At 50.6% G+C, this 25,266-nt stretch carries 23 protein-coding genes and 3 tRNA genes; 9 read left to right on the plus strand and 17 right to left on the minus strand.

Annotated features, from left to right (window positions below; genetic code table 11):
* Positions 1 to 9: 9 nt before the first annotated feature.
* Both P2G88_RS08305 and P2G88_RS08310 read right to left on the minus strand, forming a co-directional pair.
* The gene (locus P2G88_RS08305) at positions 10 to 267 is read right to left on the minus strand and encodes an OadG family transporter subunit (RefSeq protein WP_275795396.1); all 258 of its coding nucleotides are present in this window, start codon (positions 265 to 267) and stop codon (positions 10 to 12) included.
* Positions 268 to 1,150: 883 nt separating this feature from the next.
* A tRNA-Arg gene (locus P2G88_RS08310) sits at positions 1,151 to 1,227 on the minus strand.
* A gap of 232 nt (positions 1,228 to 1,459) precedes the next feature.
* Between P2G88_RS08310 and P2G88_RS08315 the strand changes: the two genes are divergently transcribed.
* Positions 1,460 to 2,017 (plus strand): GAF domain-containing protein, encoded by a 558-nt coding sequence (locus tag P2G88_RS08315; protein WP_275795397.1) that lies wholly within the window; start codon positions 1,460 to 1,462, stop codon positions 2,015 to 2,017.
* A 199-nt stretch (positions 2,018 to 2,216) separates the two neighbouring features.
* Here P2G88_RS08315 and P2G88_RS08320 read toward each other — a convergent pair.
* The 5 genes from P2G88_RS08320 to P2G88_RS08340 all read right to left on the minus strand — a co-directional run bounded on the left by P2G88_RS08320 (position 2,217) and on the right by P2G88_RS08340 (position 6,369).
* Positions 2,217 to 2,293 (minus strand) — tRNA-Arg (locus tag P2G88_RS08320).
* Between the two features lie 34 nt (positions 2,294 to 2,327).
* Positions 2,328 to 2,417: transfer RNA gene (locus tag P2G88_RS08325), tRNA-Ser, on the minus strand.
* Between the two features lie 237 nt (positions 2,418 to 2,654).
* On the minus strand, positions 2,655 to 2,876 hold the full coding sequence (gene csrA, locus P2G88_RS08330) for a carbon storage regulator CsrA (protein ID WP_275795398.1): 222 nt from the start codon (positions 2,874 to 2,876) through the stop codon (positions 2,655 to 2,657).
* 143 nt (positions 2,877 to 3,019) lie between these two features.
* The gene (alaS, locus tag P2G88_RS08335) at positions 3,020 to 5,617 is read right to left on the minus strand and encodes an alanine--tRNA ligase (protein ID WP_275795399.1); all 2,598 of its coding nucleotides are present in this window, start codon (positions 5,615 to 5,617) and stop codon (positions 3,020 to 3,022) included.
* 296 nt (positions 5,618 to 5,913) lie between these two features.
* Positions 5,914 to 6,369 carry a regulatory protein RecX gene (locus P2G88_RS08340; protein WP_275795400.1) on the minus strand — a complete coding sequence of 152 codons (456 nt, stop codon included), beginning with the start codon at positions 6,367 to 6,369 and terminating at the stop codon, positions 5,914 to 5,916.
* Between the two features lie 38 nt (positions 6,370 to 6,407).
* Between P2G88_RS08340 and P2G88_RS08345 the strand changes: the two genes are divergently transcribed.
* The gene (locus P2G88_RS08345) at positions 6,408 to 7,562 is read left to right on the plus strand and encodes a GNAT family N-acetyltransferase (RefSeq protein WP_275795401.1); all 1,155 of its coding nucleotides are present in this window, start codon (positions 6,408 to 6,410) and stop codon (positions 7,560 to 7,562) included.
* A gap of 190 nt (positions 7,563 to 7,752) precedes the next feature.
* Here P2G88_RS08345 and P2G88_RS08350 read toward each other — a convergent pair whose 3' ends face one another.
* Genes P2G88_RS08350 through metA form a run of 4 tightly spaced genes read right to left on the minus strand, consistent with a single transcriptional unit; the run spans position 7,753 to position 12,958 of the window.
* The gene (locus tag P2G88_RS08350) at positions 7,753 to 8,346 is read right to left on the minus strand and encodes a DUF938 domain-containing protein (protein ID WP_275795402.1); all 594 of its coding nucleotides are present in this window, start codon (positions 8,344 to 8,346) and stop codon (positions 7,753 to 7,755) included.
* Between the two features lie 7 nt (positions 8,347 to 8,353).
* Complete coding sequence (gene metH, locus P2G88_RS08355) at positions 8,354 to 10,975, minus strand: methionine synthase (protein ID WP_275795403.1); 2,622 nt, start codon at positions 10,973 to 10,975, stop codon at positions 8,354 to 8,356.
* A 9-nt stretch (positions 10,976 to 10,984) separates the two neighbouring features.
* A complete protein-coding gene (locus tag P2G88_RS08360) occupies positions 10,985 to 12,025 on the minus strand; it encodes a homocysteine S-methyltransferase family protein (protein ID WP_275795404.1) in 1,041 nt (346 codons plus the stop codon).
* Between the two features lie 15 nt (positions 12,026 to 12,040).
* On the minus strand, positions 12,041 to 12,958 hold the full coding sequence (gene metA, locus P2G88_RS08365; protein WP_275795405.1) for a homoserine O-succinyltransferase: 918 nt from the start codon (positions 12,956 to 12,958) through the stop codon (positions 12,041 to 12,043).
* Between the two features lie 311 nt (positions 12,959 to 13,269).
* Between metA and P2G88_RS08370 the strand changes: the two genes are divergently transcribed.
* The 3 genes from P2G88_RS08370 (at position 13,270) to P2G88_RS08380 (ending at position 15,553) form a co-directional block, all read left to right on the plus strand.
* Positions 13,270 to 14,382: an aspartyl protease family protein gene (locus P2G88_RS08370; RefSeq protein WP_275795406.1), complete on the plus strand. Its 1,113-nt coding sequence runs from the start codon at positions 13,270 to 13,272 to the stop codon at positions 14,380 to 14,382.
* Positions 14,383 to 14,510: 128 nt separating this feature from the next.
* The gene (locus P2G88_RS08375) at positions 14,511 to 14,999 is read left to right on the plus strand and encodes a cupin domain-containing protein (protein WP_275795407.1); all 489 of its coding nucleotides are present in this window, start codon (positions 14,511 to 14,513) and stop codon (positions 14,997 to 14,999) included.
* 17 nt (positions 15,000 to 15,016) lie between these two features.
* Positions 15,017 to 15,553 carry a DUF1993 domain-containing protein gene (locus P2G88_RS08380; RefSeq protein ID WP_275795408.1) on the plus strand — a complete coding sequence of 179 codons (537 nt, stop codon included), beginning with the start codon at positions 15,017 to 15,019 and terminating at the stop codon, positions 15,551 to 15,553.
* On the opposite strand, the gene P2G88_RS08385 is transcribed toward P2G88_RS08380, so the two are convergent.
* Complete coding sequence (locus P2G88_RS08385) at positions 15,543 to 16,097, minus strand: DUF1569 domain-containing protein (protein ID WP_275795409.1); 555 nt, start codon at positions 16,095 to 16,097, stop codon at positions 15,543 to 15,545. The genes P2G88_RS08380 and P2G88_RS08385 overlap by 11 nt on opposite strands.
* Before the next feature lie 123 nt (positions 16,098 to 16,220).
* On the opposite strand from P2G88_RS08385, the gene P2G88_RS08390 reads away from it, so the two are divergent.
* Together P2G88_RS08390 and P2G88_RS08395 are read left to right on the plus strand one after the other, a co-directional pair.
* Positions 16,221 to 17,135, plus strand: a complete 915-nt coding sequence (locus P2G88_RS08390) for an aldo/keto reductase (protein ID WP_275795410.1) — start codon at positions 16,221 to 16,223, stop codon at positions 17,133 to 17,135.
* Position 17,136: 1 nt separating this feature from the next.
* Positions 17,137 to 17,811 (plus strand): DUF6064 family protein, encoded by a 675-nt coding sequence (locus P2G88_RS08395; protein ID WP_275795411.1) that lies wholly within the window; start codon positions 17,137 to 17,139, stop codon positions 17,809 to 17,811.
* Positions 17,812 to 17,864: 53 nt separating this feature from the next.
* Here the strand turns inward: P2G88_RS08395 and recA are convergent, their stop codons facing one another.
* The 3 genes from recA to pncC form a co-directional block, all read right to left on the minus strand.
* Positions 17,865 to 18,896, minus strand: coding sequence for a recombinase RecA (recA, locus tag P2G88_RS08400; RefSeq protein ID WP_275795412.1), 1,032 nt, complete (start codon positions 18,894 to 18,896; stop codon positions 17,865 to 17,867).
* Positions 18,897 to 19,018: 122 nt separating this feature from the next.
* Positions 19,019 to 19,534, minus strand: a complete 516-nt coding sequence (locus P2G88_RS08405; protein WP_275795413.1) for a hypothetical protein — start codon at positions 19,532 to 19,534, stop codon at positions 19,019 to 19,021.
* A gap of 79 nt (positions 19,535 to 19,613) precedes the next feature.
* Positions 19,614 to 20,108: a nicotinamide-nucleotide amidase gene (pncC, locus tag P2G88_RS08410; protein ID WP_275795414.1), complete on the minus strand. Its 495-nt coding sequence runs from the start codon at positions 20,106 to 20,108 to the stop codon at positions 19,614 to 19,616.
* 33 nt (positions 20,109 to 20,141) lie between these two features.
* On the opposite strand from pncC, the gene mutS reads away from it, so the two are divergent.
* Together mutS and P2G88_RS08420 are read left to right on the plus strand one after the other, a co-directional pair.
* A complete protein-coding gene (mutS, locus tag P2G88_RS08415) occupies positions 20,142 to 22,754 on the plus strand; it encodes a DNA mismatch repair protein MutS (RefSeq protein ID WP_275795415.1) in 2,613 nt (870 codons plus the stop codon).
* Between the two features lie 136 nt (positions 22,755 to 22,890).
* Positions 22,891 to 23,571 (plus strand): hypothetical protein, encoded by a 681-nt coding sequence (locus P2G88_RS08420; protein WP_275795416.1) that lies wholly within the window; start codon positions 22,891 to 22,893, stop codon positions 23,569 to 23,571.
* A 173-nt stretch (positions 23,572 to 23,744) separates the two neighbouring features.
* Here the strand turns inward: P2G88_RS08420 and P2G88_RS08425 are convergent, their stop codons facing one another.
* Both P2G88_RS08425 and P2G88_RS08430 read right to left on the minus strand, forming a co-directional pair.
* The gene (locus tag P2G88_RS08425; RefSeq protein WP_275795417.1) at positions 23,745 to 24,578 is read right to left on the minus strand and encodes a peptidylprolyl isomerase; all 834 of its coding nucleotides are present in this window, start codon (positions 24,576 to 24,578) and stop codon (positions 23,745 to 23,747) included.
* A 179-nt stretch (positions 24,579 to 24,757) separates the two neighbouring features.
* A complete protein-coding gene (locus P2G88_RS08430; protein ID WP_275795418.1) occupies positions 24,758 to 25,180 on the minus strand; it encodes a BLUF domain-containing protein in 423 nt (140 codons plus the stop codon).
* Between the last annotated feature and the right edge of the window lie 86 nt (positions 25,181 to 25,266).

The following is a 25,266-nucleotide window of genomic DNA, read 5'->3' on the forward strand; positions in this document are numbered from 1 at the left end:
AAATACTCCCTATTTTTGTTGGCGGTGTTGATGGATGGCGGCGCTGATAGCGGCGATAACAGAGGCCGATGGCGCCGCTCCTGGATTGTCGACCTTGGCACTGAGATTTGCCGGCACAGATATGGGCTCATCGATTGTATGCTTGCAGAACCGACTAACCAGTTGAATAGCACCAATCAGCAAGCTTAAGAACAGAAACACTACCAGCATGCCCACCACCAACAACATGGCAGCATCGAAAAGAAGGGACTGTACGCTTGTTGTCATTTGTATTCTGTCCTTGCTTAAAAAATGATAAGTAGCATGAGGTTAGGTTTAAAACAACACCGTAGCGCGGTTAATTTATGCATATGAAATTACTTTTTATTCACTTATTTTAGGTATTCATGCATGAAAAGCTTCTGGAGCTTTAGTTTTAATGATTCTAGGGTAGTTGGTTTATTGGGATTTTGGTTTGTGATTGGGTGAAGGCTGTAAGCGAGCGAGGAGTGGCTTAACACAACTCCGAGAGTGATGAACAGCGCGCCGTGGATGGCGCGCCTGGAACACGGCTACAGGGATGTAAGACCTGAGAACGCTGAAATTAGCCAGCAATAGGATTGCATTGGGCTGTCCTGCCCAATGCCCTGCGGGCCATCGTCAGCATGGTTGCCCGGAGCAACCATCAACAGCTTTAGCTGGTCCGCAGGACGAACCACATGGAGGTGGTGAGTAAACGCGACGATGTCCTAAAACGCTCCAGGCGTTTTAGTCGAACCTGGGAGGTTCTTACCCCGTCCCACGACGGGGTATAAAAGAAAAGGCCCGCTCTTTCGAGCGGGCCTTTTCTTTTATATGGCGCGTGTGGAAGGGTGAAGTCAGTTTCTTTAGGCGCTCAGCGCCGCCTGGCTGAACGGCAGCCCAAGGAAGGGCTGACTGGAATATCCGTACAGGGATGTAAACACGCGATGCACTAGCTTTAAATCATTATTGACTGGTTGAAGGATTGCATTGGGCTGTCCTGCCCAATGCCCTGCGGGCCATCGTCAAAAAGCGACGATGTCCTAAAACGCTCCTGGCGTTTTAGTCGAACCCGGGAGGTTCTTACCCCGTCCCACGACGGGGTATAAAAGAAAAGGCCCGCTCTTTCGAGCGGGCCTTTTCTTTTATATGGCGCGTGTGGAAGGATTCGAACCTCCGACCGCCTGGTTCGTAGCCAGGTACTCTATCCAACTGAGCTACACACGCGTAAATCTTGAATTCTGGCTGTTTGCCAGGTCACCCTGTCACAGCGAGGGCGCATTCTACACGTCATTTAGGTAAATGCAATACTATTTTACTCGTCTGCATGGGTCAATTTCTTCAAACCTGTTGCCCGGGGAACAAATAGTCAAGGATGAACAGGGAGTAACAACTGAGCGCATGCTAGTTTTGTTTCGCACAACAATGATCGTTTAAACACTGGTGACGTAGTAAATCTGTGAACTTCAATCTTGGCTTATGCAGTTCGGCCACTAAGCAGTATCAGGTAGCAGAATTGATGCAAAAACCGAAACTCCCCACCAATGAAACCATGCGCCTGTGTGCACTTTATCGCCTGGAAATATTAGATACCCCGGCAGATGAAAGGTTTGACAAAATAACCGCCAAAGCAAAGGACTACTTTGATGTGGACCTGGCCTTGGTCAGTTTGATAGATGCTGACCGACAGTGGTTTAAATCCAAGCAGGGATTGGATGCAGAGGAAACATCGAGAGACATCTCTTTTTGTGGCCACGCCATCAATCAAGATGACATCTTTTATGTTAAAGATGCCCGAAACGACGAGCGCTTTTCCGACAATCCTTTGGTAACCGGTGCCCCGCATATTCGCTTCTATGCGGGCGCGCCGATTATTAGTCCAGATGGATATAAAGTAGGAACGCTATGTATTATTGATTCTGCTCCTAAAGAGCTGCTTCCTGCGGATTTGGTGATGCTAAGGCAGATGGCGGATATGGTTGAGCAGTTGTTGGTTGAGGTGGCGCTAACAACTTAAAAATTTCTTGAGAACGACTGGTGCGTGAAGTGGAAGGATTACGCTGGACTGTCCTGTCCAGCGCCCTGCGGGCCGTCGTCAAAAAGCAACGATGTCCTAAAACGCTCCAAGCGTTTTAGTCGAACCTGGGAGTTCTTACCCATCCCGGGACGATATAAAGAAAAAGGCCCTGCTGCAAAGCAGGGCCTTTTTCTTTATATGGCGCGTGTGGAAGGATTCGAACCTCCGACCGCCTGGTTCGTAGCCAGGTACTCTATCCAACTGAGCTACACACGCGTGATCTGTTTCGCCAATCCTTCAAGTTAAGGAATGGCGGAGAGAGAGGGATTCGAACCCTCGATAGGGGTTAACCTATACACCCTTAGCAGGGGTGCGCCTTCAGCCACTCGGCCATCTCTCCTAAATGTGGGGCGCAAGTTTACTGATCCAATGAAGGAAGTCAAACCTTTTCTCCCTTTCAAAAAACCATGTGTTGGCATTTTGCACTATTAGTTCAAAATGCCTGCAATAAGGTCTGTTTTGTAAGCTGTTCTGAGAGGAAATTAGCCCTGATGGCCAATAGAAACTACATAAAAACAAAAAGCGGGATGGGAAATTTGGGCCATTAAAAAAGGCTGGTTACCCAGCCTTTTTGCGATTATGCATCGTCATCTTTTCGTGAGTTGCCTGGCTCATGAGAACCATATTGGGCATTTTTCTCAGCCTGTATACGCATATAGATTTCTTCGCGATGTACAGACACTTCTTTAGGCGCATTCACGCCAATACGTACCTGGTTTCCTTTTACACCCAACACAGTGACGGTCACTTCGTCACCAATCATCAGGGTTTCACCTACACGACGGGTCAAAATCAGCATTCTATTGCTCCTGTTCCGTTATTCCAAAAAATGTCCATCACTAAAAAACTAGCGTAAATTTCTGATCTCACCAGCAATTTTACGCATCAGGCCATTCCTTGTTTTTGTGTCACGGCAAAAACAAACCTGAGAAACGGCGCGGATTATAGCTTATCTTGTAACCATGTCGACACGCTGGCCAGCGCTTTGTCGAGATTTTCCGGCTGTGTACCGCCTGCCTGCGCCATGTCCGGACGGCCACCGCCTTTTCCCCCAACTTGCTGAGCAACAAAGTTTACCAACTCACCTGCCTTCACTTTATCGGTCAGATCTTTGGTCACCCCAGCAATCAGGCTGACTTTTTCACCTTCGGCCACGGCCAACATCAAGATACCGGAGCCCAGCTTATTCTTGAGGGTATCCATCAAGTCGCGTAATGACTTACTCTCTACTCCTTCCAACTTAGCAGACAGGCACTTAACCCCATTAATTTCACTGGCCTGAGACAACAGATCGCTACCCGCCTGGCTGGCCATCTTCTGCTTAAGCTGTTGCAATTCTTTTTCGAGTCCTTTTGACTGCTCCAGCAACTGTGCAATGCGGTCCGGCAAACTGTTGGTATCGGATTTCACCAATGCGGCAAGTGAAGATAGCTGCAAAGCTTGCTGTTGACTAAAGGCCAAGGCTGCCTCACCGGTCACTGCTTCGATACGGCGCACACCAGAAGCGATGCCGCCTTCACTGGTAATACGAAATAAACCGATATCACCGGTGCGCTTAACGTGGGTACCACCGCAGAGTTCCATGGAGAATCTGCCCATGGATACCACTCGCACTTCGTCATCGTATTTTTCGCCAAACAGTGCTTGAGCGCCTGCAGCTTTAGCTGCTTCCAGGCCCATCAGACGTGTGGCCAGGTCATGGTTGGCGCGAACTTGTTCGTTAACCAGGTTTTCAATTTGCAGCAGTTGATCTTTGCTTACCGCTTCGAAATGAGCGAAGTCAAAACGCAGGCGTTCCGGATCAACCAAAGAGCCTTTCTGGTTAACATGCTCACCCAACACCTGTTTGAGTGCAGCATGTAGCAGGTGAGTTGCGCTGTGATTCAGTTTGATGGCCTGACGACGTTTGGCGTCAATCTCGGCATCAACCAAATCGCCTACTTTAATATCAGCCTGGGCAATGCCTTTATGGGCGATGGCGCTGCCCAGTTTGACGGTGTCTTGCACCAGGAAGCCGCCGTTAGCCACTCTAAGTAAACCGGTATCACCTACCTGACCACCTGACTCGGCATAAAACGGAGTGCTGTCCAGCACCACAATACCTTGTTCACCGGCTTTAAGTTCATTAACAGCCGCTGACTGGCTGAACAATTCAACCACTTTGGCTTTACCTTGCTCATGCTCATAGCCGGTAAAGTCAGAACGCTGTTCGCTGGTCAGCATATCGTTGTAATCGGTGCCGAACTGACTCGCCTGCTGTGCACGCTTGCGCTGCTCGGCCATAGCTGCTTCAAATCCGGCCTGGTCAATCTTAAAACCGCGCTCACGAGCCACGTCGTTGGTCAAATCAGCCGGGAAACCATAGGTGTCATAGAGCTTGAACACCACTTCCCCGGGAACAGTATCGCCTTCCAGACTTTCCAGCGCGTCGCCGAGAATTTGCATACCGCGCTCGAGAGTACGGGAGAACTGCTCTTCTTCGGCTTTGAGCACGCGTTCGATGGTGGCTTGTTGCGCTTTTAGCTCTGGATAGGCCTCTCCCATTTGCTTGACGAGCTCAGCAACCAGTCTAAAGAAGAAAATATCATTGGCGCCAAGTTTGTAGCCATGACGTACGGCACGACGAATAATACGGCGCAGCACATAGCCACGCCCTTCGTTTGATGGCAGTACGCCATCAGCAATCAGGAAACTGCATGAACGAATATGATCGGCAATAACGCGCAAAGACTTATCGGCCAAATCCTTCGCGCCAGTGATGTCGGCAGCACTGCGGATCAACGCCTGGAACAAATCGATTTCGTAGTTGCTGTGCACATGCTGAAGGATGGCGGAAATACGCTCCAAGCCCATACCGGTATCGATGGATGGCTTGGGCAGCGGCTGCATACTGCCGTCGGCCTGGCGGTTAAACTGCATAAACACCAGGTTCCAGATTTCGATAAAACGATCGCCATCTTCCTCAGGGGATCCAGGAGGGCCACCCCAGATATGTTCACCGTGATCGTAGAAAATCTCTGAGCACGGACCACAAGGACCGGTATCGCCCATTGACCAGAAGTTATCGCTGGTGCCGATACGGATAATTTTTTCCGCTGGCACGCCGATTTCCTTCTCCCAAATATCGAAGGCTTCATCATCTTCGGCGTATACCGTGACCAGCAGCTTCTCTTTTGGCAATTTGAGCTCTTCGGTCAGGAAATTCCAAGCCAAACGAATAGCTTCTTGCTTAAAATAGTCGCCAAAGCTGAAGTTACCCAGCATTTCAAAAAAGGTGTGATGACGCGCGGTGTAGCCCACATTTTCTAAATCGTTATGCTTGCCGCCGGCACGTACACAGCGCTGCGAAGATACCGCTCGGGTATAGGCGCGTTTCTCAGCACCCAGGAATACATCCTTAAACTGATTCATCCCCGCATTGGTAAACAGCAAGGTCGGATCATCTGCAGGCACCAGCGAGCTACTTGCCACTACTTGGTGGCCATGCTTGGCAAAATAGTCCAAAAATGCGCGTCTAATGTCGGCGGTGCTGATAGTCATGGTGTTCTCGAAATCCGCTAATTACTGGTTATCAGGTGGTCAGACAGAAGACTTATAAGCCACAAGGTCTGACCAATATCAATTGGCAAGCACAATAGCATGAAATATGCGCCGCTGTCAGTGGGGCTAACCGCTCCCATACAGGCGATGGCGAAGGAATGTTGAGTTTTCTGAAGGGTTGCTACAAAAATCTTGTAAACAGACTGTTAAATACCCTTTCTTGTGGGCAGATCTGGGCCTTAAAGGCCGATGAAAATGTATATTTGTATCGAGTGAAGAGATGGCCACCATCTATATTATTTGTCGTCCAGACTCTCCAGGGCATAGCGGATTTGCTCGTGGCTAAAACCTTTGTACTGTAAATATCGGGCCCGGCGTTGTTTTTCTTTGAAATCCAGTGCTCGTCCAAGATATTTTCGGTCGTGTGCACGCTTAGCTGCAGCAAACCAATCCACGTCCAGCTCGGCTAACGCCTGTTCTATCAGCGCTGAAGCGACCTGTCGTTGTTGAAGTTCGCCCCGGATACGCAGCTCGCCCTGCCCTTTCTGACTGCGCTGCCTGGCAAACAAGCAGGCAAACCTTTCATCGGACTGCCATCCTCTTTGCGTAAAATCCGCTAACACCTGTTCACATAAAGCGCTATCCAGTTCCCTTGCAGCAAGCTTGGCCCGCAGCTCTGCCAGGCTATGCTCGCGCCTCGCCAACAGACCCGCAACCAGTTGTTCGATGATCTTACGATCCGCCTCTGACATACTGCATTCCATCACTAGCATTGATTACACTTTGCAGCATGATACAGGAACTGCGATTCCAATTCTTAGACAGCCTGGACAATATCCCCGCCAGCGAATGGAACGCCCTCTCAACAGCGGGCTGTCCGTTTTTACGCCATGAATTTCTCAATGCGCTTGAGCAAACGGGCTGCGTGAGCGGGCAAACGGGCTGGCTTCCTCATCATTTATTGGTCTTCAGCAAAGAGCAGTTAGTTGCTGCGCTGCCACTGTACGTGAAACACCACAGCTATGGTGAATATGTGTTTGATTTTGCCTGGGCAGAAGCCTATCAGCGTTATGGTTTTCAATACTATCCGAAGTTGCTTAGCGCCATTCCTTTCACGCCGGTGCCGGGGCCGCGCTTATTGTTGGCCGAAGGTATATCAGCAGATGATCTTTGGCCCGCCCTTAGCCAGACTCTCGCGCAGCATTGTCAAGAACATGGGTTCTCAAGTGCGCATATCCTCTTCCCTAACGCAGAGCAGAGTCGGCAATTACAAGAACAAAACTTCATTAAAAGGCACTCCGTTCAATTTCATTGGCTAAATCGTGGATATGGCGACTTTGACGCATTTCTTAACTGCTTTGCCTCACGCAAACGGAAGAACCTGAAGAAGGAGCGTGCGAAGCTGACAGATTACGGTATTTGTTGTCGGCGTTTAACCGGCACGCAAATAGATGAGACGGCCATGGATTTTTTTGTAAAGTGCTACCAGCAAACCTATTTGAAACGCTCCGGCCATCGCGGCTATCTTTCCCCGGCATTTTTTGATCAGCTTAGGAAAGTATTGGTCCATCAAATGATGCTGGTGCTGGCATATAAAGCAGAGAAGCCCATTGCAGCATCTTTATTCTTCTATGATGACCATAGCCTGTGCGGCCGCTATTGGGGGTGTGTGCAGGAAGTCGATGGGCTGCATTTTGAAGCATGCTACTATCAGGGAATAGAGTTTTGTATTGAGCGGGGGTTAACGCTGTTCAACCCTGGCACTCAGGGAGAACACAAAATCTTGAGAGGGTTTGAGCCCACATTGTGTTATTCGAATCACTATATTGCCGATCCCGCCTTTCGACACGCCATTGCCACCTACCTTCAACAAGAAGCCGAACAAGTACTTGAGTATCAAAAAGATGCTTCCCGGTTATTGCCGTTTCGCGCAGATTTAGGGTAACTGCTATAGTCTGGAAAAGCGCTGGGGGGCAGACCATGATCACTAATAAACATCACAAACTTATTATCGGCATTGCCTTGGTGGTGGGCCTCATCTTCTTATTTGTCAGCGGTTCCCTGTCAGGATTGGTGTCTTAGGGACTGACAAGCACGGGTTGACTCACTGTGGCGGGATGTGGATTAAACCATTGTCAGACCTTACGCCACACTAGGGTAAAATTATTGGCCGGCATGGCCAGACGTTCTACCAATTGTAACTTCGAAACAGCCCAATCTTGCAGCTCGCCGATATCGCGGATACCACCATAGCCCTGATTACGCAGGCTCTCATCAAAGGAGCGGTTGCTGTCGCTGGTGTAGCGTCCATCTATATTAAACGGCCCGTATTGGCAGAAAATACCACCTTTTGGCAGGTTGTGAGCCACCAGTTCCATCATCAGGCGCGCTTCTTGTGGCTGCATGATATGGGCGGTATTAGCGCTAAAAACGCCGTCGAAGTCGCCCTTTGGCCAGGGATGTTGTCCAATAGTAAAGGCTACGGGGCGTTTGAGATTGTGTGCCGGCGCTTCATCTATCCAGGCATTGATACCGGCATGGTTGCCAGGCATATCACTGCATTGCCAGATAAGATGGGGCAACGCCGGGGCAAAATGCACCCCATGCTGACCGGTGCCCGAGCCAATCTCCAGAATATGGGAGCAGGGCCTGAAGTGCTTTTTGAGCACCTCAAGAATGGGCCCTTTGTTGTTCTCACAAGCCTGGCTAAAAGGTTTTTCCATTGGCATCCTTTTATTATCCTAAGTTAGGCGCCAGCCACTTTTCTGCCTCTTGCAAACTCCAACCTTTGCGTGTGGCGTAGTCTTCCAACTGATCAGTCTGGATCTGTGCCACGGCAAAATACTTAGCCTCTGGATGGGCAAAATACCAGCCGGATACCGAGGCCCCCGGCCACATGGCAAAACTTTCGGTCAGTTTCATGCCGGTATGCTTTTCCACCTCAAGTAAATCCCAAATTGCCTGCTTTTCGGTATGTTCGGGACAGGCTGCATACCCGGGCGCAGGACGAATACCCTGATATTGTTCGCGGATCAGCGCCTCGTTGTTTAAGGCTTCCTGTGGCGCATAGCCCCAATAGTGCTTACGTACCTGTTCGTGCAGATATTCGGCAAAGGCTTCAGCCAAACGGTCGGCCACAGCTTTGACCATAATGGCGTTATAGTCATCTCCCGCCTGTTCATAGGCGCGGGCCAGAGTGTCTTCGCCGATGCCGGCCGTTACCGCAAAAGCGCCAAGATAATCCTTAATACCCGTATCTTTGCCAGCCACATAATCGCTTAAACAATAATTGGCAAAGTCAGTCTTTTCGGTCTGCTGGCGAAGGTGATGGGCGATGTATATCCTCTTGGTCCGGCTGTCGTCGGCGTAGATCTCTATATCATCACCGATGCTTGCCGCCGCAAAGAGTCCGATCACGCCTTTGGCTTTCAGCGATTGCTTGGTAGTCAACTCATCGAGCATGGCATTGGCATCGGTAAACAGCTTTTGCGCTTCTTCACCCACCACTTCGTCCTGCAAGATCCGCGGATATTTGCCTGCTAAAGACCAGGTCAGGAAAAACGGCGTCCAATCGATGTAATGCCGTAAAGTCGTCAGATCCGCCTCAATGGCTTTTACGCCAAGGTGCTTAGGTGTGGTGGGTTGATAGTGGCTAAAATCCGGTTTAAAGGCATTGGCTCGCGCCGCTTCCAAGGTCACCGGTTTGGAACGGGGACGTTTACGGGCATGTTGGTCACGCACCACATCATATTCTGCCGAGAGCTTGTCTATAAACTCGGCCCTATGCTCCACCGAAATCAGTTTCTGACAAACGCCCACCGCCCTTGACGCATTGGGCACATAGACCACCGGGCCATGGTAGTTTTGTTCAATTTTTACTGCCGTATGGGCTTTGGACGTAGTGGCACCACCTATCAATAAGGGCAAATCGAAGCCCTGGCGCTCCATTTCCTTGGCCACATGCACCATTTCATCCAATGAAGGGGTAATCAGGCCGGAAAGACCAATCATATCCGCTCCCCTTTCGCGGGCGGTCTGCAGGATCTTCTCACAAGGCACCATCACGCCGAGGTCGATCACCTCGAAGTTATTACATTGCAGTACCACGCCGACAATATTCTTACCGATATCATGCACATCGCCTTTGACGGTGGCGAGCAGGATTTTGCCATTACTGCTGCCGGCGTTTTTCTCCCTCTCAATGTAAGGCTGTAAGTAGGCTACGGCCTTTTTCATTACCCGCGCCGATTTCACCACCTGCGGCAAAAACATCTTACCTTCGCCGAACAGGTCGCCCACCACGTTCATGCCATCCATCAACGGCCCTTCGATAACGTGCAATGGTTTGTCTGCTTGCTGGCGGGCCGCTTCGGTATCTTCCTCAATATAGTCCTGGATGCCCTTTACAAGCGCATGCTCGAGGCGCTTATTCACCGGCCAGCTGCGCCACTCCAGGGTTTCTTTGGCAACCGCTTTGCCATCGCCCTGATATTTGGGTGCAATCTCCAGCAAGCGATCGGTGGCATCCTCACGTCGGTTAAGGATCACATCTTCTACCGCTTCACGAAGCTCCAGGGGAATATCGTCATACACCGCCAGTTGACCAGCATTGACGATAGCCATGTCCATGCCTGCCTTGATGGCGTGATAAAGAAATACCGAATGCATAGCCTCGCGCACAGGGTTATTGCCGCGAAAAGAGAAGGAAATATTGGATAGCCCGCCAGACACCGACGCATGGGGCAGCTTTTGCTTAATCAGGCGGGTAGCCTCGATAAAGTCCACCGCATAGTTATTGTGCTCTTCGATACCGGTGGCTACGGCAAAGATGTTGGGGTCGAAAATAATATCTTCCGGGGCAAAACCGATTTTCCCGGTCAACAGCTGATAGCTGCGCTCACAGATCTCAAACTTACGGGCCTTGGTATCGGCCTGGCCTTTCTCGTCAAAGGCCATCACCACCGTCGCCGCACCATAACGCTTAATCAGTTTGGCCTGCTGTAAAAAAGGCCCCTCGCCCTCTTTTAAACTGATCGAGTTAACGATGGCTTTGCCCTGCACGCATTTAAGACCCGCCTCGATTACTGACCATTTGGAGGAGTCGATCATCACCGGTACTCTGGAGATATCCGGCTCCGAGGCAATCAGATTAAGGAATCGAACCATGGCCGCTTCGGAGTCGAGCATGGCCTCGTCCATATTGATATCAATAATCTGCGCGCCGTTTTCTACCTGCTGACGGGCCACATCCAATGCCGTCTCGAAATCACCTTCCAGGATCAGGCGTTTAAACACAGCCGAACCGGTGACATTAGTGCGCTCGCCGATATTGATAAAATTGCTGCTGGCTTGATTCACACCACTCTCCTAATGCACAAAGGGCTCAAGGCCGGACAACCGTAAGCGCACCGGCGCCGCCACTGGCTGACGCGGGGGAACGCCCTTTACTGCCTCGGCAATGGCTTTGATATGGACCGGCGTGGTGCCACAGCAGCCGCCGACGATATTGAGCAGACCCGATCCGGCCCACTCCTTAATGTGTTTGGCCATCTGCGTTGCATCCAAATCATATTCGCCAAATTCGTTGGGCAGACCCGCGTTAGGGTGGGCCGACACGTAACATTCACTAATCAAACTGATGGCGTCCACATACTGACGCAGCAAGTCCGGCCCCAGGGCACAGTTAAGGCCAAAAGCCAGTGGCTTAACATGGCGTAGCGAGTAATAAAAAGCCTCGGCGGTTTGCCCGGACAGGGTGCGTCCCGAGGCGTCGGTAATGGTACCGGAGATCATGACCGGCAGGCGTTTATCCAGCCGTTCAAACACATTTTCCACCGCAAAGGCTGCCGCCTTGGCATTGAGCGTATCGAAGATGGTCTCGATCAGAATGATATCGGCGCCGCCTTCCATCAGGCCTTCGGTCGCCTCCTCATAAGCCGTCACCAGCTCATCGAAAGTGACATTACGCTTACCGGGATCGTTTACATCGGGGGAAATGGAGGCGGTGCGGTTGGTGGGACCCAGCACCCCGGCAACAAAGCGGGGTTTGTCCGGCGTGGAATATTCATCGGCCGCCTGACGGGCCAGTTTGGCCGCTTCGCGGTTAATCTCAAATACCAGCGCCTGCATATCATAATCAGCCATGGCGATGGAGGTGGCGTTAAAGCTGTTAGTTTCGAGGATATCCGCACCGGCTTGCAGATACTGTCGATGAATATCCAGGATGATGTGCGGCTGAGTTAACACCAGCAGGTCATTATTGCCTTTAACATCGGTATGCCAGGTAGCAAAACGCTGCCCACGATAGTCCGCTTCCTCAAGCTTGTGGCGCTGGATCATGGTGCCCATGGCGCCATCCAAGACCAAAATGCGCGCTTGCAACGCTTGTTTTAACTTTTCACTTCGCACGCTTCTCTCCCGAGCCTAGGCAATCTGAGTCAGATCATATGGAGTAGTCTGGTAAACATAGTAATTCAGCCAGTTGCTGAACAACAGGCTACCGTGTGAGCGCCAGGTCACCAAAGGGGCCTGGTTGGGATCGTCATCAGGAAAATAGCGCAGTGGCACCTTAGGCGACAAGCCTGCACTGACGTCACGCTGATATTCCTGGGACAGGGTTTCCGGATCATACTCAGGATGGCCGGTCACAAAGACCAGACGTTTGTCTCTGGAGGCCACCAGATAGGCGCCGGTTTGCTCGCCACTGGCCAGCACATGCAATTCCGGACGGGACTGATAATCGGCCAGTGGCACCTCACCATAACGCGAGTGCGGCGCATTGAACACCGGGTCGAAGCCTCGCAGCAGCTCATCATGCTCAACATTTACCTGATGGGGATACACCCCCGACAATTTCTCATCACGCAGCTCCCGGTTGATGCCAAAATAGTGATACACCGCCGCATGCGCCGCCCAACATAAAAACAAAGTGGATTGCACATGGCGACGGGCCCAGTCCATGACCTCCTGCATTTTGTCCCAGTATTTCACCTGCTCATAGTCAAGCATGGCCAGCGGCGCACCGGTCACAATCAGGCCGTCGTATTTCTTATCAGAAATGTCATCAAACTGATGGTAAAAAGCGTCCATATGCGCCTGCGGCGTATGCTTGGGCGCTTCGTTGTCGATACGAATCAGATCCACGTTAATCTGCAGTGGGGTATTGGAGAGCAGACGCAGCAATTGGACCTCGGTTTCGATTTTATTGGGCATCAGATTGAGGATCCCGACTTCCAATGGACGGATATCCTGATGCGCGGCGCGCTCCAGATCCATCACAAAGATATTTTCCTCACCAAGCACATTTTGCGCCGGTAAGTCGCTGGGAATACGAATAGGCATGGGTCTCTCCTCAGGCTGACATAAGCGCATCTTGCCAAGACGGCTGGAAATGTCAACTTCTTTACGTCTAGACGTCTATTTATAGATAATTAGGACGAGGTGTTTTACCCTGATTTGACCTTATCCGCTGTAGTGTAGGCGCCAGAACCCAACAGAAGCGGTATTTAATCATGGCAATCAACTGGATCAGGATCATCTCCACGGGAATTTTTCTTTTAGGATTAAGCGCTTGTGGAACCGTAAATACTTTACGGTTGATGCAGGCCAACAATGATCTCCGTCCCCACTGGCAATCATCCTATGCGGGAGGTTTGGCCGCACTGGAAAGCCGGTTTATTGGCGAAAAGCCGTATATCAAGATAAGAGTGGACGATAACACCGAACTTTTAATGCTGATCGATACCGGCGCGGCTTTTACACTTTTGATGGACACACCCAAGGTCAAAGCACTGAATCTTCACAGAGGATATGAGCTGGAAATTGGCGGCTGGGGAGATGGCGAAAACTCCAAGGCTTATCAAACCGTCGTTGATTCCCTGACACTGGGGCCTGCGACATTTAGGGACGTTAAACTTGCTCAAATTCCGCTGTTAAGCAGCCCTTATTTCCTGCGTGCAGATGAAGCCATTTTCGATGGTGTGCTGGGCTATGATCTGCTTCGCCATTTCAGTTGGCATTTTGATAAATCTGCCAGTTTTGTCGCCATTTCCAACCAGCCCTATGCACCTGAGCATGATGATACCGCCATAGCCTTTGAACGCTTTATGGGCAAAATAAGAGTTCCCGTTGAAGTGCAATTCAGTGTTCAGCATAGCCGTATGGAAGAAGTGTTGATTGATACCGGCAGCAGACATTACTTCAAGCTCAGTAGTGCCTATCCAAAGAGTGAAGATATTCCCCTGCCGGCAATACAAGTTAGAGGCAGTGATTTTGGCCTGAGTGGAGAAACCCAGCACAGACGCTTCCGCTTACCGGCATTAACAGTGGCCAGCCGGCATTACCAAAACATCAGTACTCACCTTATTCCCGGCGACGATCCGGATGACTGGTGGGTGATTGGCAGTGCTTTGCTGAATCAGAGCCGATATGTGATCGACTACCACAGCGACAAACTTTACCTTGGCCCAGCCAAAAACAAAGCAATACGCTACAACCTGACAGGAGTGGAGCTACGCAAAATTCTCTCTGGTGAGTTTGTGGTGCGCGCTATCTCTCCGGACTCTCCTGCCCATGACAGAGACATTCGGGTTGGCGATCTGGTGATATCCATTGACGGTAGACATACTGCACGGATATCAGAAGATACCTGGCTGGACTTGGCCTCGGTTGCCGCCACCCGTCAACTTTGCTTCAAACGAGATGAGCATTGTATAGATGTGGAAATCAAGCATATTCAAGGCTACTCCACCGATGAACCCGACTAGGGGTTGTTATCCGGTTTTTGGATGCAAGCTGATGGGCTCTGCTTATACATTTCATTGCCAGTGCCCCTATCGCTTACCCCAGGATTTCAGTAGGTTATACCGATTCAGCGAAGGACGATGAGACGTTTATGAAACCCATAGTGAATATTAATGCAGATGACCTACCTATCCGTGAAATCAATCAGGACAACAAGTTTGTTGCCACAGTAAATCGCCTTGGCCCTTTAATCGGCGCGCAAAAATTGGGTTGTTCGGTCGTCACTGTACCAGCCGGAAAACGCGCCTGGCCTTTCCATGCTCATCAAAATAATGAAGAAATGTTTATTGTCCTGGAGGGCAACGGACTGCTGCGCTTTGGTGATGAGCAACATGCCATCAGCGCCGGTGATGTGATTGCCTGTCCCCCCGATCTTGGCAAAGCTCATCAAATAATCAACGATTCGAATAATCCCCTTAAATACCTGGCGATCAGCACCATGCTGGAGCCAGATGTTGGATATTATCCTGACTCAGACAAATATCTTGCCTACACCTTGGGTGACAAGGAGGGTAACAATCGGTTTTGGCTAATGAACCGGGTGCAGGAAAACCTGAACTATTATGAAGGTGAAGAATAAGCCTACGGAGACGGAATGTGTATTTACGGGTACTAGAGCGCTATCTCGGCCAGCTGGATATCTTGCTGCAAAAGGCCGTGCAACATATTGAACAAAGTGACTCACAAGAGCAGGCTATACTGCAAAGCCGCCTGGCAGAGGATATGTTTGCCTTTCATCAGCAAGTAAGCACCTGCGTAGGTTTTGCATTGCGGGCAGCTTACCCGTTGTACGATCTTCCAATTCCACCGCTTAAGGCCGATACCGTCAGCTTCAATGGTCTAAGGGCATTAGTGAGGCAGGGCAAAGATTTCCTGCATGCCCTGCCCGATGAGGCACAAGGGCAGCCCATGGAAGAAGATATCTGGAGTACGGCCGGCTTCGCCGAACGACATTTCTCTACCGAGGAATATATCCATCTCTATGCGCTGCCGAATTTTTTCTTCCATTTGGGCATCGTTTACGCGCTGCTGCGCCAGGCCGGTGTCGATCTAAGCAAAGGTGATTTTGACGGGTTTCATGTGTATCCCCCCGGCTTTCGCTTTGAACAACAGCAGGCAAGCCCTAGCCAATAATCTCAAAGCCTGAGAAATGATTGGCCAGGTGCATGGCATGGGCCTGCTCATATTCCTCAAAAGACAAAGCGCCAAAGGCAAAATGCGGCTGCAATTCTCCTCGATAAGATGAAAACTGCTCAATGGCGCTACGTAACCTGTCCTGCGCTTGCTTAATATCGGGCATCGTTTCGATATCAGGTGCACCGGGGATAGCTTCTGCCAGATCATGCTGCATTCGGCCTCGCCAGCTAAACAGGTTAAACGCTGCCTGGCCAAGGGTCTGTTGAAACAAAGCCGATTTTTGCTGAGGATAGCCAATCATCGAGAACTCGATGCTTTGCGCACAGTGGACAAGGGTCTTTGGCCAACTCCAGAGCGCCTGCTCGCTTAGCCTGTCAGCGCCATTTAAACGCGCAAACTCGACCAAAGCCTCCTGCAAATTCGCAAAATGCAATTGTCTGTCTAGCCCGGATTCCCTGCTACATGCCAATAGTCCCGCACTGGACAGCGCACTAAGCGCGCCTAGCTTAAGTATCTGACGACGAGAAAAGATTGCTGACATAGTGAGTTTGGGTTGCTGACCACTCCCTGAAGCATATCTTATTAGCCGACGCTCAACCTGAATTTTGCCCAAATCGCCTGAGACAATTTGCGTTCTTTCCCCCTGCCAGCCAGGCTAATTCTCATGAACACCTTTACCCGCAGACACTTTTTAAAAGCCGCTGGCGCGGCAGCGGTATTGACCTGCTGTCCTCTGATAGCAAGTACAGCAATGCCACTGATGCGAAGGATCCCCGCATCCGGCGCATTAATCCCCGCCCTTGGGATGGGCACCTGGATCACCTTTAATGTGGGCAATCACAGCGGCTTTCGTGCCATACGCGCGGGCATTCTGGAGACGTTCCTGAGCATGGGAGGACGTCTGGTAGATTCATCTCCTATGTATGGTTCATCGGAGGAGGTCGTGGGCTGGGCTTGGCAGAAATTGGGCAAGCCCGATGCGCTGATGGCGGCCACTAAAACCTGGACTCATTCGATAAATGAAGGCAAAGCGCAATTTCAGGACTCGCAACGACTTTGGCAGCGGCAACAGATCGAGTTATTGCAGGTACATAATCTGTTAAATTGGCAAGGTCATCTGCCAATACTCAGAGAGCTGAAAGAGCAAGGGCTAATTCGCTATTTGGGCGTCACTACATCTCATGGACGCCGCCACCAAGAGCTGGAACACATTATTAATACGCAGCCTTTGGATTTTATCCAGTTGACATACAACGTACTGGACAGAGAAGCTGAAGCACGTCTGTTGCCCTTAGTCATGGATAGAGGCGTGGCGGTGATTGCCAACCGCCCGTTACAAGGTGGGCGTCTATTTGACCGGGTAACGCATACTGCAATACCGCCATGGGCGAAAGAGCTGGGTATCAACTATTGGGCGCAATTTTTTCTTAAATTTATCCTCTCACACTCAGCCGTCACCTGCGCTATTCCAGCCACCAGTCAAGTAGCGCATATGCGTGAAAATATGGGCGCCTTATCCGGTCCATTTCCAGATAACACCATCAGACAGAAGATGGTGGCTTTTATGGAGGGCCTTTAAGATGGCCGATTGGCTTAGCTACTCGTTGCAAGACCTGTTGCTGTTTTCCAAAGAAATCTATCTGCAACTATTCAGCACCTTTAATGCGTCCCTATGGCCAATACAAGTCCCCCTGATATTGCTATGGCTGGCGACGCTCTGCTGCTGGTATTTCAAAGAAAAACGCTTGTTGCTGATAATCATGCTATGTTTCGCCTGGCTATTCAGCGGTCTTGGATTTGTGCAAGGTCAATATGCCCAGATTAATTGGGCGGCTGACTATTTGATGTGGGGATTTTTGCTTCAGGCATTGCTGCTACTTAGCCTGGCACCGATGTCCTCGTCACATGCAGCCAAAGGCCCACTCGCTTATCTGGGGATTGGCCTGATTTGCTATGGCCTGCTGTTACGACCCACCTTGCAGTGGCTAATTTATCAAAATATCAATGCGGCAGAGTTAGCAGGGCTTTTCCCAACCCCGACCATTATCCTGACACTCGGCGTATTAATGTTAATGTCGGCGCCTTTTTACTTGTGGCTGTTGCCATCAATACTGTTGATTATCGACAGCCTTACCTGGCATACCCTGCAAAGCCCGTGGTGGTGGGAAGGGGTAGTTATATTGGCGACGCTGGTGCCTTTGATGCTTTTTACGCAGCAAGGTCAAACGCCAGAGCAGGCCAAATCTTGCCCATAAAAAAAAGCGTCTCTGGCTAATGCCAAGAGACGCTTCTTGAAGATCAGTATGCCTTAAAGCACGTCTTCTGACACACCCTCTTCTGCTTTTACGGTTTTTTGCAACAGCAGCTTTTCACGCAACTGCTTTTCGATGGCATTGGCCATTTCAGGTTTGTCTTTCAGGTACTTCACTGCATTAGCTTTGCCCTGACCGATACGCTCACCGTTGTAGCTGTACCAGGCGCCGGCCTTTTCCACAAACTTATGCAATACGCCCAGATCTACCAGTTCTGCCTCTTTGCTGATCCCTTCGCCGTACATAATATTGAATTCGGCCTGCTTAAAGGGGGGCGCAACCTTGTTCTTGACCACCTTTACGCGGGTTTCGCTGCCCACGACTTCGTCGCCTTCCTTAACTGCCCCAATACGACGAATATCCAAGCGTACTGAGGCATAGAATTTCAGTGCGTTACCACCGGTAGTGGTTTCGGGGTTACCGAACATCACGCCAATCTTCATACGAATCTGGTTAATGAAAATGCACAGAGTGTTGGAACGCTTGATATTACCGGTCAGCTTACGCAGGGCCTGAGACATCAAACGGGCTTGCAGACCTACGTGGGAATCACCCATCTCGCCTTCGATTTCAGCTTTTGGGGTCAGTGCAGCAACCGAGTCCACCACTACTACATCTACGGCACCGGAGCGCACCAGCATATCGCAGATTTCCAAAGCCTGTTCACCGGTATCCGGCTGAGACACCAACAACTCTTCCACATTAACGCCTAGCTTACCCGCATAAACCGGATCAAGGGCATGTTCTGCATCCACGAAGGCGCAGGTTTTACCTTTCTTCTGGGCTTCGGCAATCACCTGCAGGGTCAGGGTGGTTTTACCGGAAGATTCCGGACCGTATATCTCCACCACTCGACCACAAGGCAGACCGCCAATCCCCAAGGCGATATCCACACTTAATGAGCCGGTGGAAATGGCTTCGATGTCCATGGCCTGGTTATCGCCCAGGCGCATAATGGCGCCTTTACCAAATTGCTTCTCGATTTGTCCCAATGCGGCCGACAGGGCCCTGGATTTGTTATCGTCCATTGTTCGCTCCTTCTCTGAGCTGGTTGACAGTCGTCATTCGATGGAGGCAAGTATACTGTATAGCCATACAGTTACAAGTCCTGCTCAGATTTTTTTGTGTTACCGGTTGGAAACCCAGATATTCAGGGGAAAAGTTGTACTATACCGCTTTGCCCTTGCATATCGCCCACCATCCAGATTTGCTCAAAGGGATGCTGTTTGGGTACGTCAATACAATGTTGCAGGGACTGAATTTCCTCAGCACTCCATGCCGGATGGGCGTTACGGATCACCAGCCATACTCGCTTAGTGGCATATTGCTTTACAGATTTATTGGCCAGGATCCGATTGAGCGCATTCAGCAAGCGCTCGTGCGGCTCGGTATACTTTTCCAACGCCTTTAATTCTTTTCGGGTTTTTTCGTCCAGTTCCCGCCCGAGGATTTTCATGGCTTCTTTCTCGGAACCGTACAAATGGGCAATTTCCAGATCCAGACGTTCATCCATCAGATAGCAGGACACATCAGGTTTGCGCGGTTCGTTATGCCAGATATGGCGGATTTTCTCGCCCGTGTTGCGTTCATACCAGCGCATAAACTGCTTGGCCGCGCCATGTTCCAGCTCGACTTTTTCTGATTGGCTGTTGTGGTTATTGGTCATATTTTATTAGGCTAAGATGCAGGTCTGCGAGGCTGCATCTTCAGTAAACTCGGTTGGTGACAGCAACATTCCTATCACCTCAAACGTCAGCAACCGCCTCAATCAGCAATTGCAAAGCAAATTCAATTACCTGCTCGCGAATCTGGTGCCGGTCTCCTTCAAAGCGCCGATGCACGCTTTTCACCTTGCCTTCCTGTGCCAGGCCAAACCAGACGGTACCAACAGGTTTTTCGGGGCTGCCGCCGTCGGGACCGGCGATACCACTCACAGCTATGGCCAGATTGGCAGCCGCAGCGTTCAGTGCACCTTGAGCCATTTGCTCCACGGTTTGCGCTGACACCGCGCCATTGACCAGCAGAATATCTTCGCGAACGCCTAAAAGCGCCGATTTAGCCTCATTGGAGTAGGTGATAAAGCCCCGCTCAAACCAGGCTGAACTTCCGGATATGCTGGTAATGGCGTATCCTATGCCCCCGCCGGTGCAGGACTCGGCACAGGTGATGGTCCAGCCTTTTTGTTGCAATGCCTGGCCCAGTTTTTCGGCCAACGCCAATATGTTTTTTGACTGAGTCATCCGTTTCTCCATAACAAGTAGAATAGCGTCATTATGCCTTCTGAAAATTTCGCCATGCAAGCTAAGCCCCTGGATCATCAGGATTTATCCCAGCATACACCGATGATGCAGCAATATCTGCGGATTAAGGCCGAACACCCGGAGATCCTGTTGTTTTATCGCATGGGCGATTTTTATGAGCTTTTCTATGATGATGCCAAACGGGCTGCACAGCTGTTGGATATTTCCTTAACCGCCCGCGGTAAATCCGGTGGCGATCCCATTCCCATGGCCGGTGTGCCTTACCATGCGGTGGAGGGCTATCTGGCCAAGCTGGTCAAGCTCGGCCAATCGGTGGCCATTTGTGAACAGATTGGCGATCCGGCCACCAGCAAAGGCCCGGTAGAGCGCCAGGTCACCCGTATTGTGACCCCCGGCACTATTACCGATGAAGCACTTTTAGATGACAGGCGCGACAATGTGCTGGCCGCCGTCTTTGAAGGTAAGGACGTTTCGGGTTTTGGCTATGCCACTTTGGATATCAGCAGTGGCCGCTTTATGTTGTGTGAACTGCCGACCCAGGAGGCCTTGCTCGCCGAATTGCAACGCAGCCAACCGGCGGAACTGCTTTACCCGGAAGCCATGGCCTGTGCCCATATCATCGAAAGCCGCAAGGGCATTCGCCGCCGCCCAGTCTGGGAATTTGATTTAGAGACCGCCGTTCGCGCCTTAAACCAGCAATTTGGTACCCAGCATCTGGAAGGTTTTGGCGTACAAAGTGCCAAACTTGGTCTTCGTGCGGCTGGCTGCATTATGCAGTATGTCAAAGATACCCAGCGTAGCGCCCTGCCCCATATTCGCGCCATTGGCCTTGAAACCCAATCGGATACCGTGCAACTAGATGCCGCCACCCGGCGCAATCTGGAGCTGACCCAAAACCTGGCCGGCGGCCTGGACAACACCCTGGCTTCAGTACTGGATAAAACCAGTACTGCCATGGGCAGTCGCCTGTTAAAGCGCTGGATCCACCGGCCACTGACCGATATTAATCGTTTAACCCGTCGCCAGGATGCCATTGAAGCGCTGTTGGACGCCGACCTTGAAGAGCTTAGCCATTACCTTAAAAACGTTGGCGATATGGAGCGAGTGCTCGGCCGCTTGGCCCTTCGTAGCGCCAGGCCCAGGGATTTTGCCCGTCTGCGTCAGGCCTTTGGCCAGCTACCGGCGATTAACGGCTTTTTGCGGAGTCTTGACTGCACGGCTGTGAACAGTCTGTCTGGGGATATCAGCGAATTCCCCGAATATCTGACGCTACTGGAACAGGCCGTCGTAGACAACCCACCGGTATTGATCCGCGATGGCGGCGTGATTGCCCCAGGATTTAATGCCGAATTGGATGAGCTAAGGGCCCTCTCCAAAGGCGCCACCGACTATCTGGAAAAGCTGGAAATCCGCGAGCGCGAATTAACCGGTATTCCTACCCTTAAGGTGGGCTTTAACAAAGTGCATGGCTATTTTATCGAAGTCAGCCGTGGCTATGCCGATCAGGTGCCGGTGGAATATGTGCGCCGCCAAACCCTGAAAAATAACGAGCGCTATATTATTCCTGAGCTTAAGGAATATGAAGATAAGGTGCTGACCAGTCAGGGCCGTGCCCTGGCCCTGGAAAAACAGCTTTATGAAGCCTTGTTTGACGAGATGCTGCCGCGCTTAGGCGAATTGCAGCTTTGCGCAGCCGCCCTGGCTGAGTTGGACGTGCTGGCCAATCTGGCCGAGCGCGCCAACACTCTGGATTATTATCGTCCCAGCTTTGAGAGCAGCGCAGGCATTCGCTATGACCATGGCCGCCATCCGGTAGTGGAGCAGGTGCTGGACGAGCCCTTTATCGCCAACCCGCTGGCCATGAACGCTAAGCGCCGTATGCTGATCATCACCGGCCCCAATATGGGCGGTAAATCCACCTATATGCGCCAAACCGCATTGATTGTGCTGATGGCTTATATGGGCAGTTTTGTGCCGGCGCAACATGCCCAGATTGGCCCTATCGACAGAATTTTTACCCGTATCGGCGCCTCCGACGACTTAGCCTCCGGGCGCTCCACCTTTATGGTGGAGATGACCGAAACCGCCATTATTCTCAATAACGCCACCGCCAACAGCCTGGTGTTGATGGATGAAATCGGTCGCGGCACCAGCACCTATGACGGCCTGTCGCTGGCCTGGGCCTGTGCCGGTTATCTGGCACAGAAGATCTCGGCCTTTACCTTGTTCGCCACCCATTATTTTGAGCTGACCCAGCTCGCTGAGAGCCTGCCGCAGCTTGGCAATGTGCATTTGGATGCGGTGGAATTTGAAGAAGGGATCAGCTTTATGCATGCAGTACAGGAAGGCGCAGCGGACAAAAGCTATGGCCTTCAGGTTGCCCAATTGGCCGGTGTCCCCAAACCCGTGATCCAAGCTGCCAGAGACAAACTACAGCAACTGGAAAGCGGCGAAAAGCAGATCAGGACAGTCACCAAAACCGCACCTGTTCAGATGGATTTTATTGAGCAGGACGATCCGCTTACCAAAGCCCTGTCGGCGATTAATCCCGATGAGCTTAGCCCACGTGAGGCATTGGATAAGCTGTATGAGCTAAAGCGCTTAAGTGGTCAAAAAGGTGCTTAGTGATTTCCGCATATTTTGATCAAACAGGGGTTAAAAAGAAAACAATGACGAACGGGCATGAAATAGGCAATTAGACCTCTAAGGCCATTTTTAGTAACATATTGAAACAATAATAAGAACAGTAATTTATCCAATCATGCCTGCACTAGTTAAAAACGCCATTTTTTTACTTTCGCTTTTCACTCTTCCGGTTAATGCCTCATTAATTCAATGGGATGCATTCAATCAGGGTGACAATTTTGCCGTTAAAGACGAGTCCACGGGCATTGTCTGGCTGGATACCTTTTTAACTCTAGACATGTCTTACAACCATGCTATCAAAGCCTTTGCAGGATGGCGTGCGGCAACACAGGGTGAAGTGCATTCGTTACTAAACACAGCCTTTGGCAAAGTTAACCATGTGGGCAAATATGGCTCCGAGTATAATTTTGAGCAAGGGTGTTTAAGCCATACATCTTGCTACAAGAACGCAAAATCTTGGCAAAGGCTTTTTGGAGCCGCCGCTGGAAATAGATATTACCAAACCTTCTCGAGAGGATTTTACCAAGATAAAGCAGGTCAACTTCGAGCCGGTGGTAGTTACATAAACGGTAGTTATAGTGCCAACGTATACAGCACAGAATACAGTTCAGACTACAGCCGTTTTTTCAATAACGGCAATCAACTCATAGGCACTTTCTTGGTCAAAGCAGAGGAGCCCAAGCAGCTTAATCTTTCCTTTGCACCTAAATCCCTGCAAAGCCAAAGTGTCAATGAACCCTTCAGCCTGGCCCTATTATTACTGCCGCTACTTTGGATATTAAGAGCGCACCGATAAATCGGCTGTGCTCACTAAATAGCTGATCCTATTAGTGCAATAGTAGCCGGGAACGCATGCAGAAACACCGTGAATCCGTCCCTGGAGGCTCTGCCTCGTCATCCTTGACAAGGAAGTTCTGCATCGCGCTTCCCGCCCACTGCTCAGAATGATCTACTATTCGGAACGTTTATTTAGGGTTGTAGACGACTTTTAGGCAAGTGATAACAAATATCCAGCTTGCCATTGCCTTTGTAATGAAAAAAGGGACTTTCCATGGTGCGGGCCTGCGCCAGCTTTTTCTTAAAGGCGTCGCTTTCCTGCTCCTGCACTTCAATGGCCAAGTGCTTTTCTTTAGGCAAGTCGCCGGCTACTACGGCCTTTAGGATCTTGCCCCGCTCTTTGGGATCGTCAATTACTCCGGAGTTAATTTCGGGGTTGCCTCTTGGCAGCGCCTGAATCAAAGGCATGCCATAAATCACCCGGCCAAACACACTCATATTACGATCCAGATGTCGGGGTGCCTGACCCAAGGTGATGTAAAAGTCGGTGGTGCCGCTATCGGCTTCATTGTCGCGGGCCATGGCCACGGTGCCAGGACAGTGCAGTAACCACTCTACTTTGGCTTCGGGGTCCCGTCCTGCGGCAAAACCGCGAAGATAACCTGCTTGCGGGGCGAATAAGTCGGGGGATTCAAGCACACTAAATGGCGCGCCCTCAAACAACGGCCGAACAAACTCTGCTTTGAGTTTGCCCTTATGCGCTGAGGCCTTTTTCTCGGACACATCGCCGCCCTGGGCCACAAACCCCTCAATCACCCGATAGAAATCCAGGCCGTTATAGAAGCCTTCACGCACTAATGCCTTGAATTGCTCCGTATGGCGTGGGGCCATAAAAGGAGCAAGTTCAATCACCACAATGCCGGATTCCAGGTGCAGATAGACCAGATTATCCGGATCTGGTGTTCGCCATTCCTTTGAAAAAACAGTAGTGCTTACCAACAAAGCCAACAATACAAAAATCCGCATACAATGCTCTATCATAAATCTCTTTTCTATCAATCTGTTACATTCTGCTTAATGTAATTCTCCCCGACAAGAAATAAAGTAGGGTAAGGCGTCGCAGTAAATAAAACCGCATCAAATCAATAAGAGACAAGCACTGTGTCACCAAAAATGCGGCAACTTCAGGTGGCAGGCCAGTAGGACTAGCTTCCTTGAGGTTGAGAGTGAGACAGTTCCACCAACAACCCCATAGCCCCTTCGGATGACATAGTAAAAGGGTTTAACACATCATCTGCAGAGTACTTTAATGTCACCTCACGAGTGAGAAGGTTGTCAGGAATATAATGCATGCTCCAATTGGAAAATTCTCTTCTACGCACAGACTCAAAGCCCATCAGACAAACTTTACAGTGACGCTGATCGGATAGAATCTTCTGAAAAATGCTATTTAATGCCTCGCGAGGGCCTTCCAAACATTGCAGGAAATACTTTCGGTTAAAGAGTAAAGACCCAGTGACATGCAGCTTTTCATTGTTGCGCTTTGCCGATTGCAATATTGATTCAATGTCGCCCGCTTGAAAGCGTTCAGAGATGGCACTGGCATAAACCAACCGGGTCAAATACATGCTGGATATCCTATTAGTTATTGTCTGGATACAGCGTAGACAGGAAGCCTTCAACTGGCGAGGCCTCCAATGTTATTTACATGAGA

The sequence above is a fragment of the Aliiglaciecola sp. CAU 1673 genome (genome assembly GCF_029223185.1).
Classification (GTDB): domain Bacteria; phylum Pseudomonadota; class Gammaproteobacteria; order Enterobacterales; family Alteromonadaceae; genus Bowmanella.

Bases quoted from the DNA above. Each gene is read 5' to 3' on its own strand.
- recA (WP_275795412.1), bottom strand. From the start codon at position 18,896: ATGGACGATAACAAATCCAGGGCCCTGTCGGCCGCATTGGGACAAATC.
- P2G88_RS08385 (WP_275795409.1), bottom strand. From the start codon at position 16,097: ATGTCAGCAATCTTTTCTCGTCGTCAGATACTTAAGCTAGGCGCGCTT.
- P2G88_RS08340 (WP_275795400.1), bottom strand. From the start codon at position 6,369: ATGTCAGAGGCGGATCGTAAGATCATCGAACAACTGGTTGCGGGTCTG.
- metA (WP_275795405.1), bottom strand. From the start codon at position 12,958: ATGCCTATTCGTATTCCCAGCGACTTACCGGCGCAAAATGTGCTTGGT.
- P2G88_RS08430 (WP_275795418.1), bottom strand. From the start codon at position 25,180: ATGTATTTGACCCGGTTGGTTTATGCCAGTGCCATCTCTGAACGCTTT.
- P2G88_RS08420 (WP_275795416.1), top strand. From the start codon at position 22,891: ATGCCTGCACTAGTTAAAAACGCCATTTTTTTACTTTCGCTTTTCACT.
- alaS (WP_275795399.1), bottom strand. From the start codon at position 5,617: ATGACTATCAGCACCGCCGACATTAGACGCGCATTTTTGGACTATTTT.
- P2G88_RS08350 (WP_275795402.1), bottom strand. From the start codon at position 8,346: ATGCCAATGGAAAAACCTTTTAGCCAGGCTTGTGAGAACAACAAAGGG.
- P2G88_RS08425 (WP_275795417.1), bottom strand. From the start codon at position 24,578: ATGCGGATTTTTGTATTGTTGGCTTTGTTGGTAAGCACTACTGTTTTT.
- P2G88_RS08345 (WP_275795401.1), top strand. From the start codon at position 6,408: ATGATACAGGAACTGCGATTCCAATTCTTAGACAGCCTGGACAATATC.
- P2G88_RS08405 (WP_275795413.1), bottom strand. From the start codon at position 19,534: ATGACCAATAACCACAACAGCCAATCAGAAAAAGTCGAGCTGGAACAT.
- mutS (WP_275795415.1), top strand. From the start codon at position 20,142: ATGCCTTCTGAAAATTTCGCCATGCAAGCTAAGCCCCTGGATCATCAG.
- pncC (WP_275795414.1), bottom strand. From the start codon at position 20,108: ATGACTCAGTCAAAAAACATATTGGCGTTGGCCGAAAAACTGGGCCAG.
- csrA (WP_275795398.1), bottom strand. From the start codon at position 2,876: ATGCTGATTTTGACCCGTCGTGTAGGTGAAACCCTGATGATTGGTGAC.
- P2G88_RS08375 (WP_275795407.1), top strand. From the start codon at position 14,511: ATGAAACCCATAGTGAATATTAATGCAGATGACCTACCTATCCGTGAA.
- P2G88_RS08305 (WP_275795396.1), bottom strand. From the start codon at position 267: ATGACAACAAGCGTACAGTCCCTTCTTTTCGATGCTGCCATGTTGTTG.
- P2G88_RS08395 (WP_275795411.1), top strand. From the start codon at position 17,137: ATGGCCGATTGGCTTAGCTACTCGTTGCAAGACCTGTTGCTGTTTTCC.
- P2G88_RS08390 (WP_275795410.1), top strand. From the start codon at position 16,221: ATGAACACCTTTACCCGCAGACACTTTTTAAAAGCCGCTGGCGCGGCA.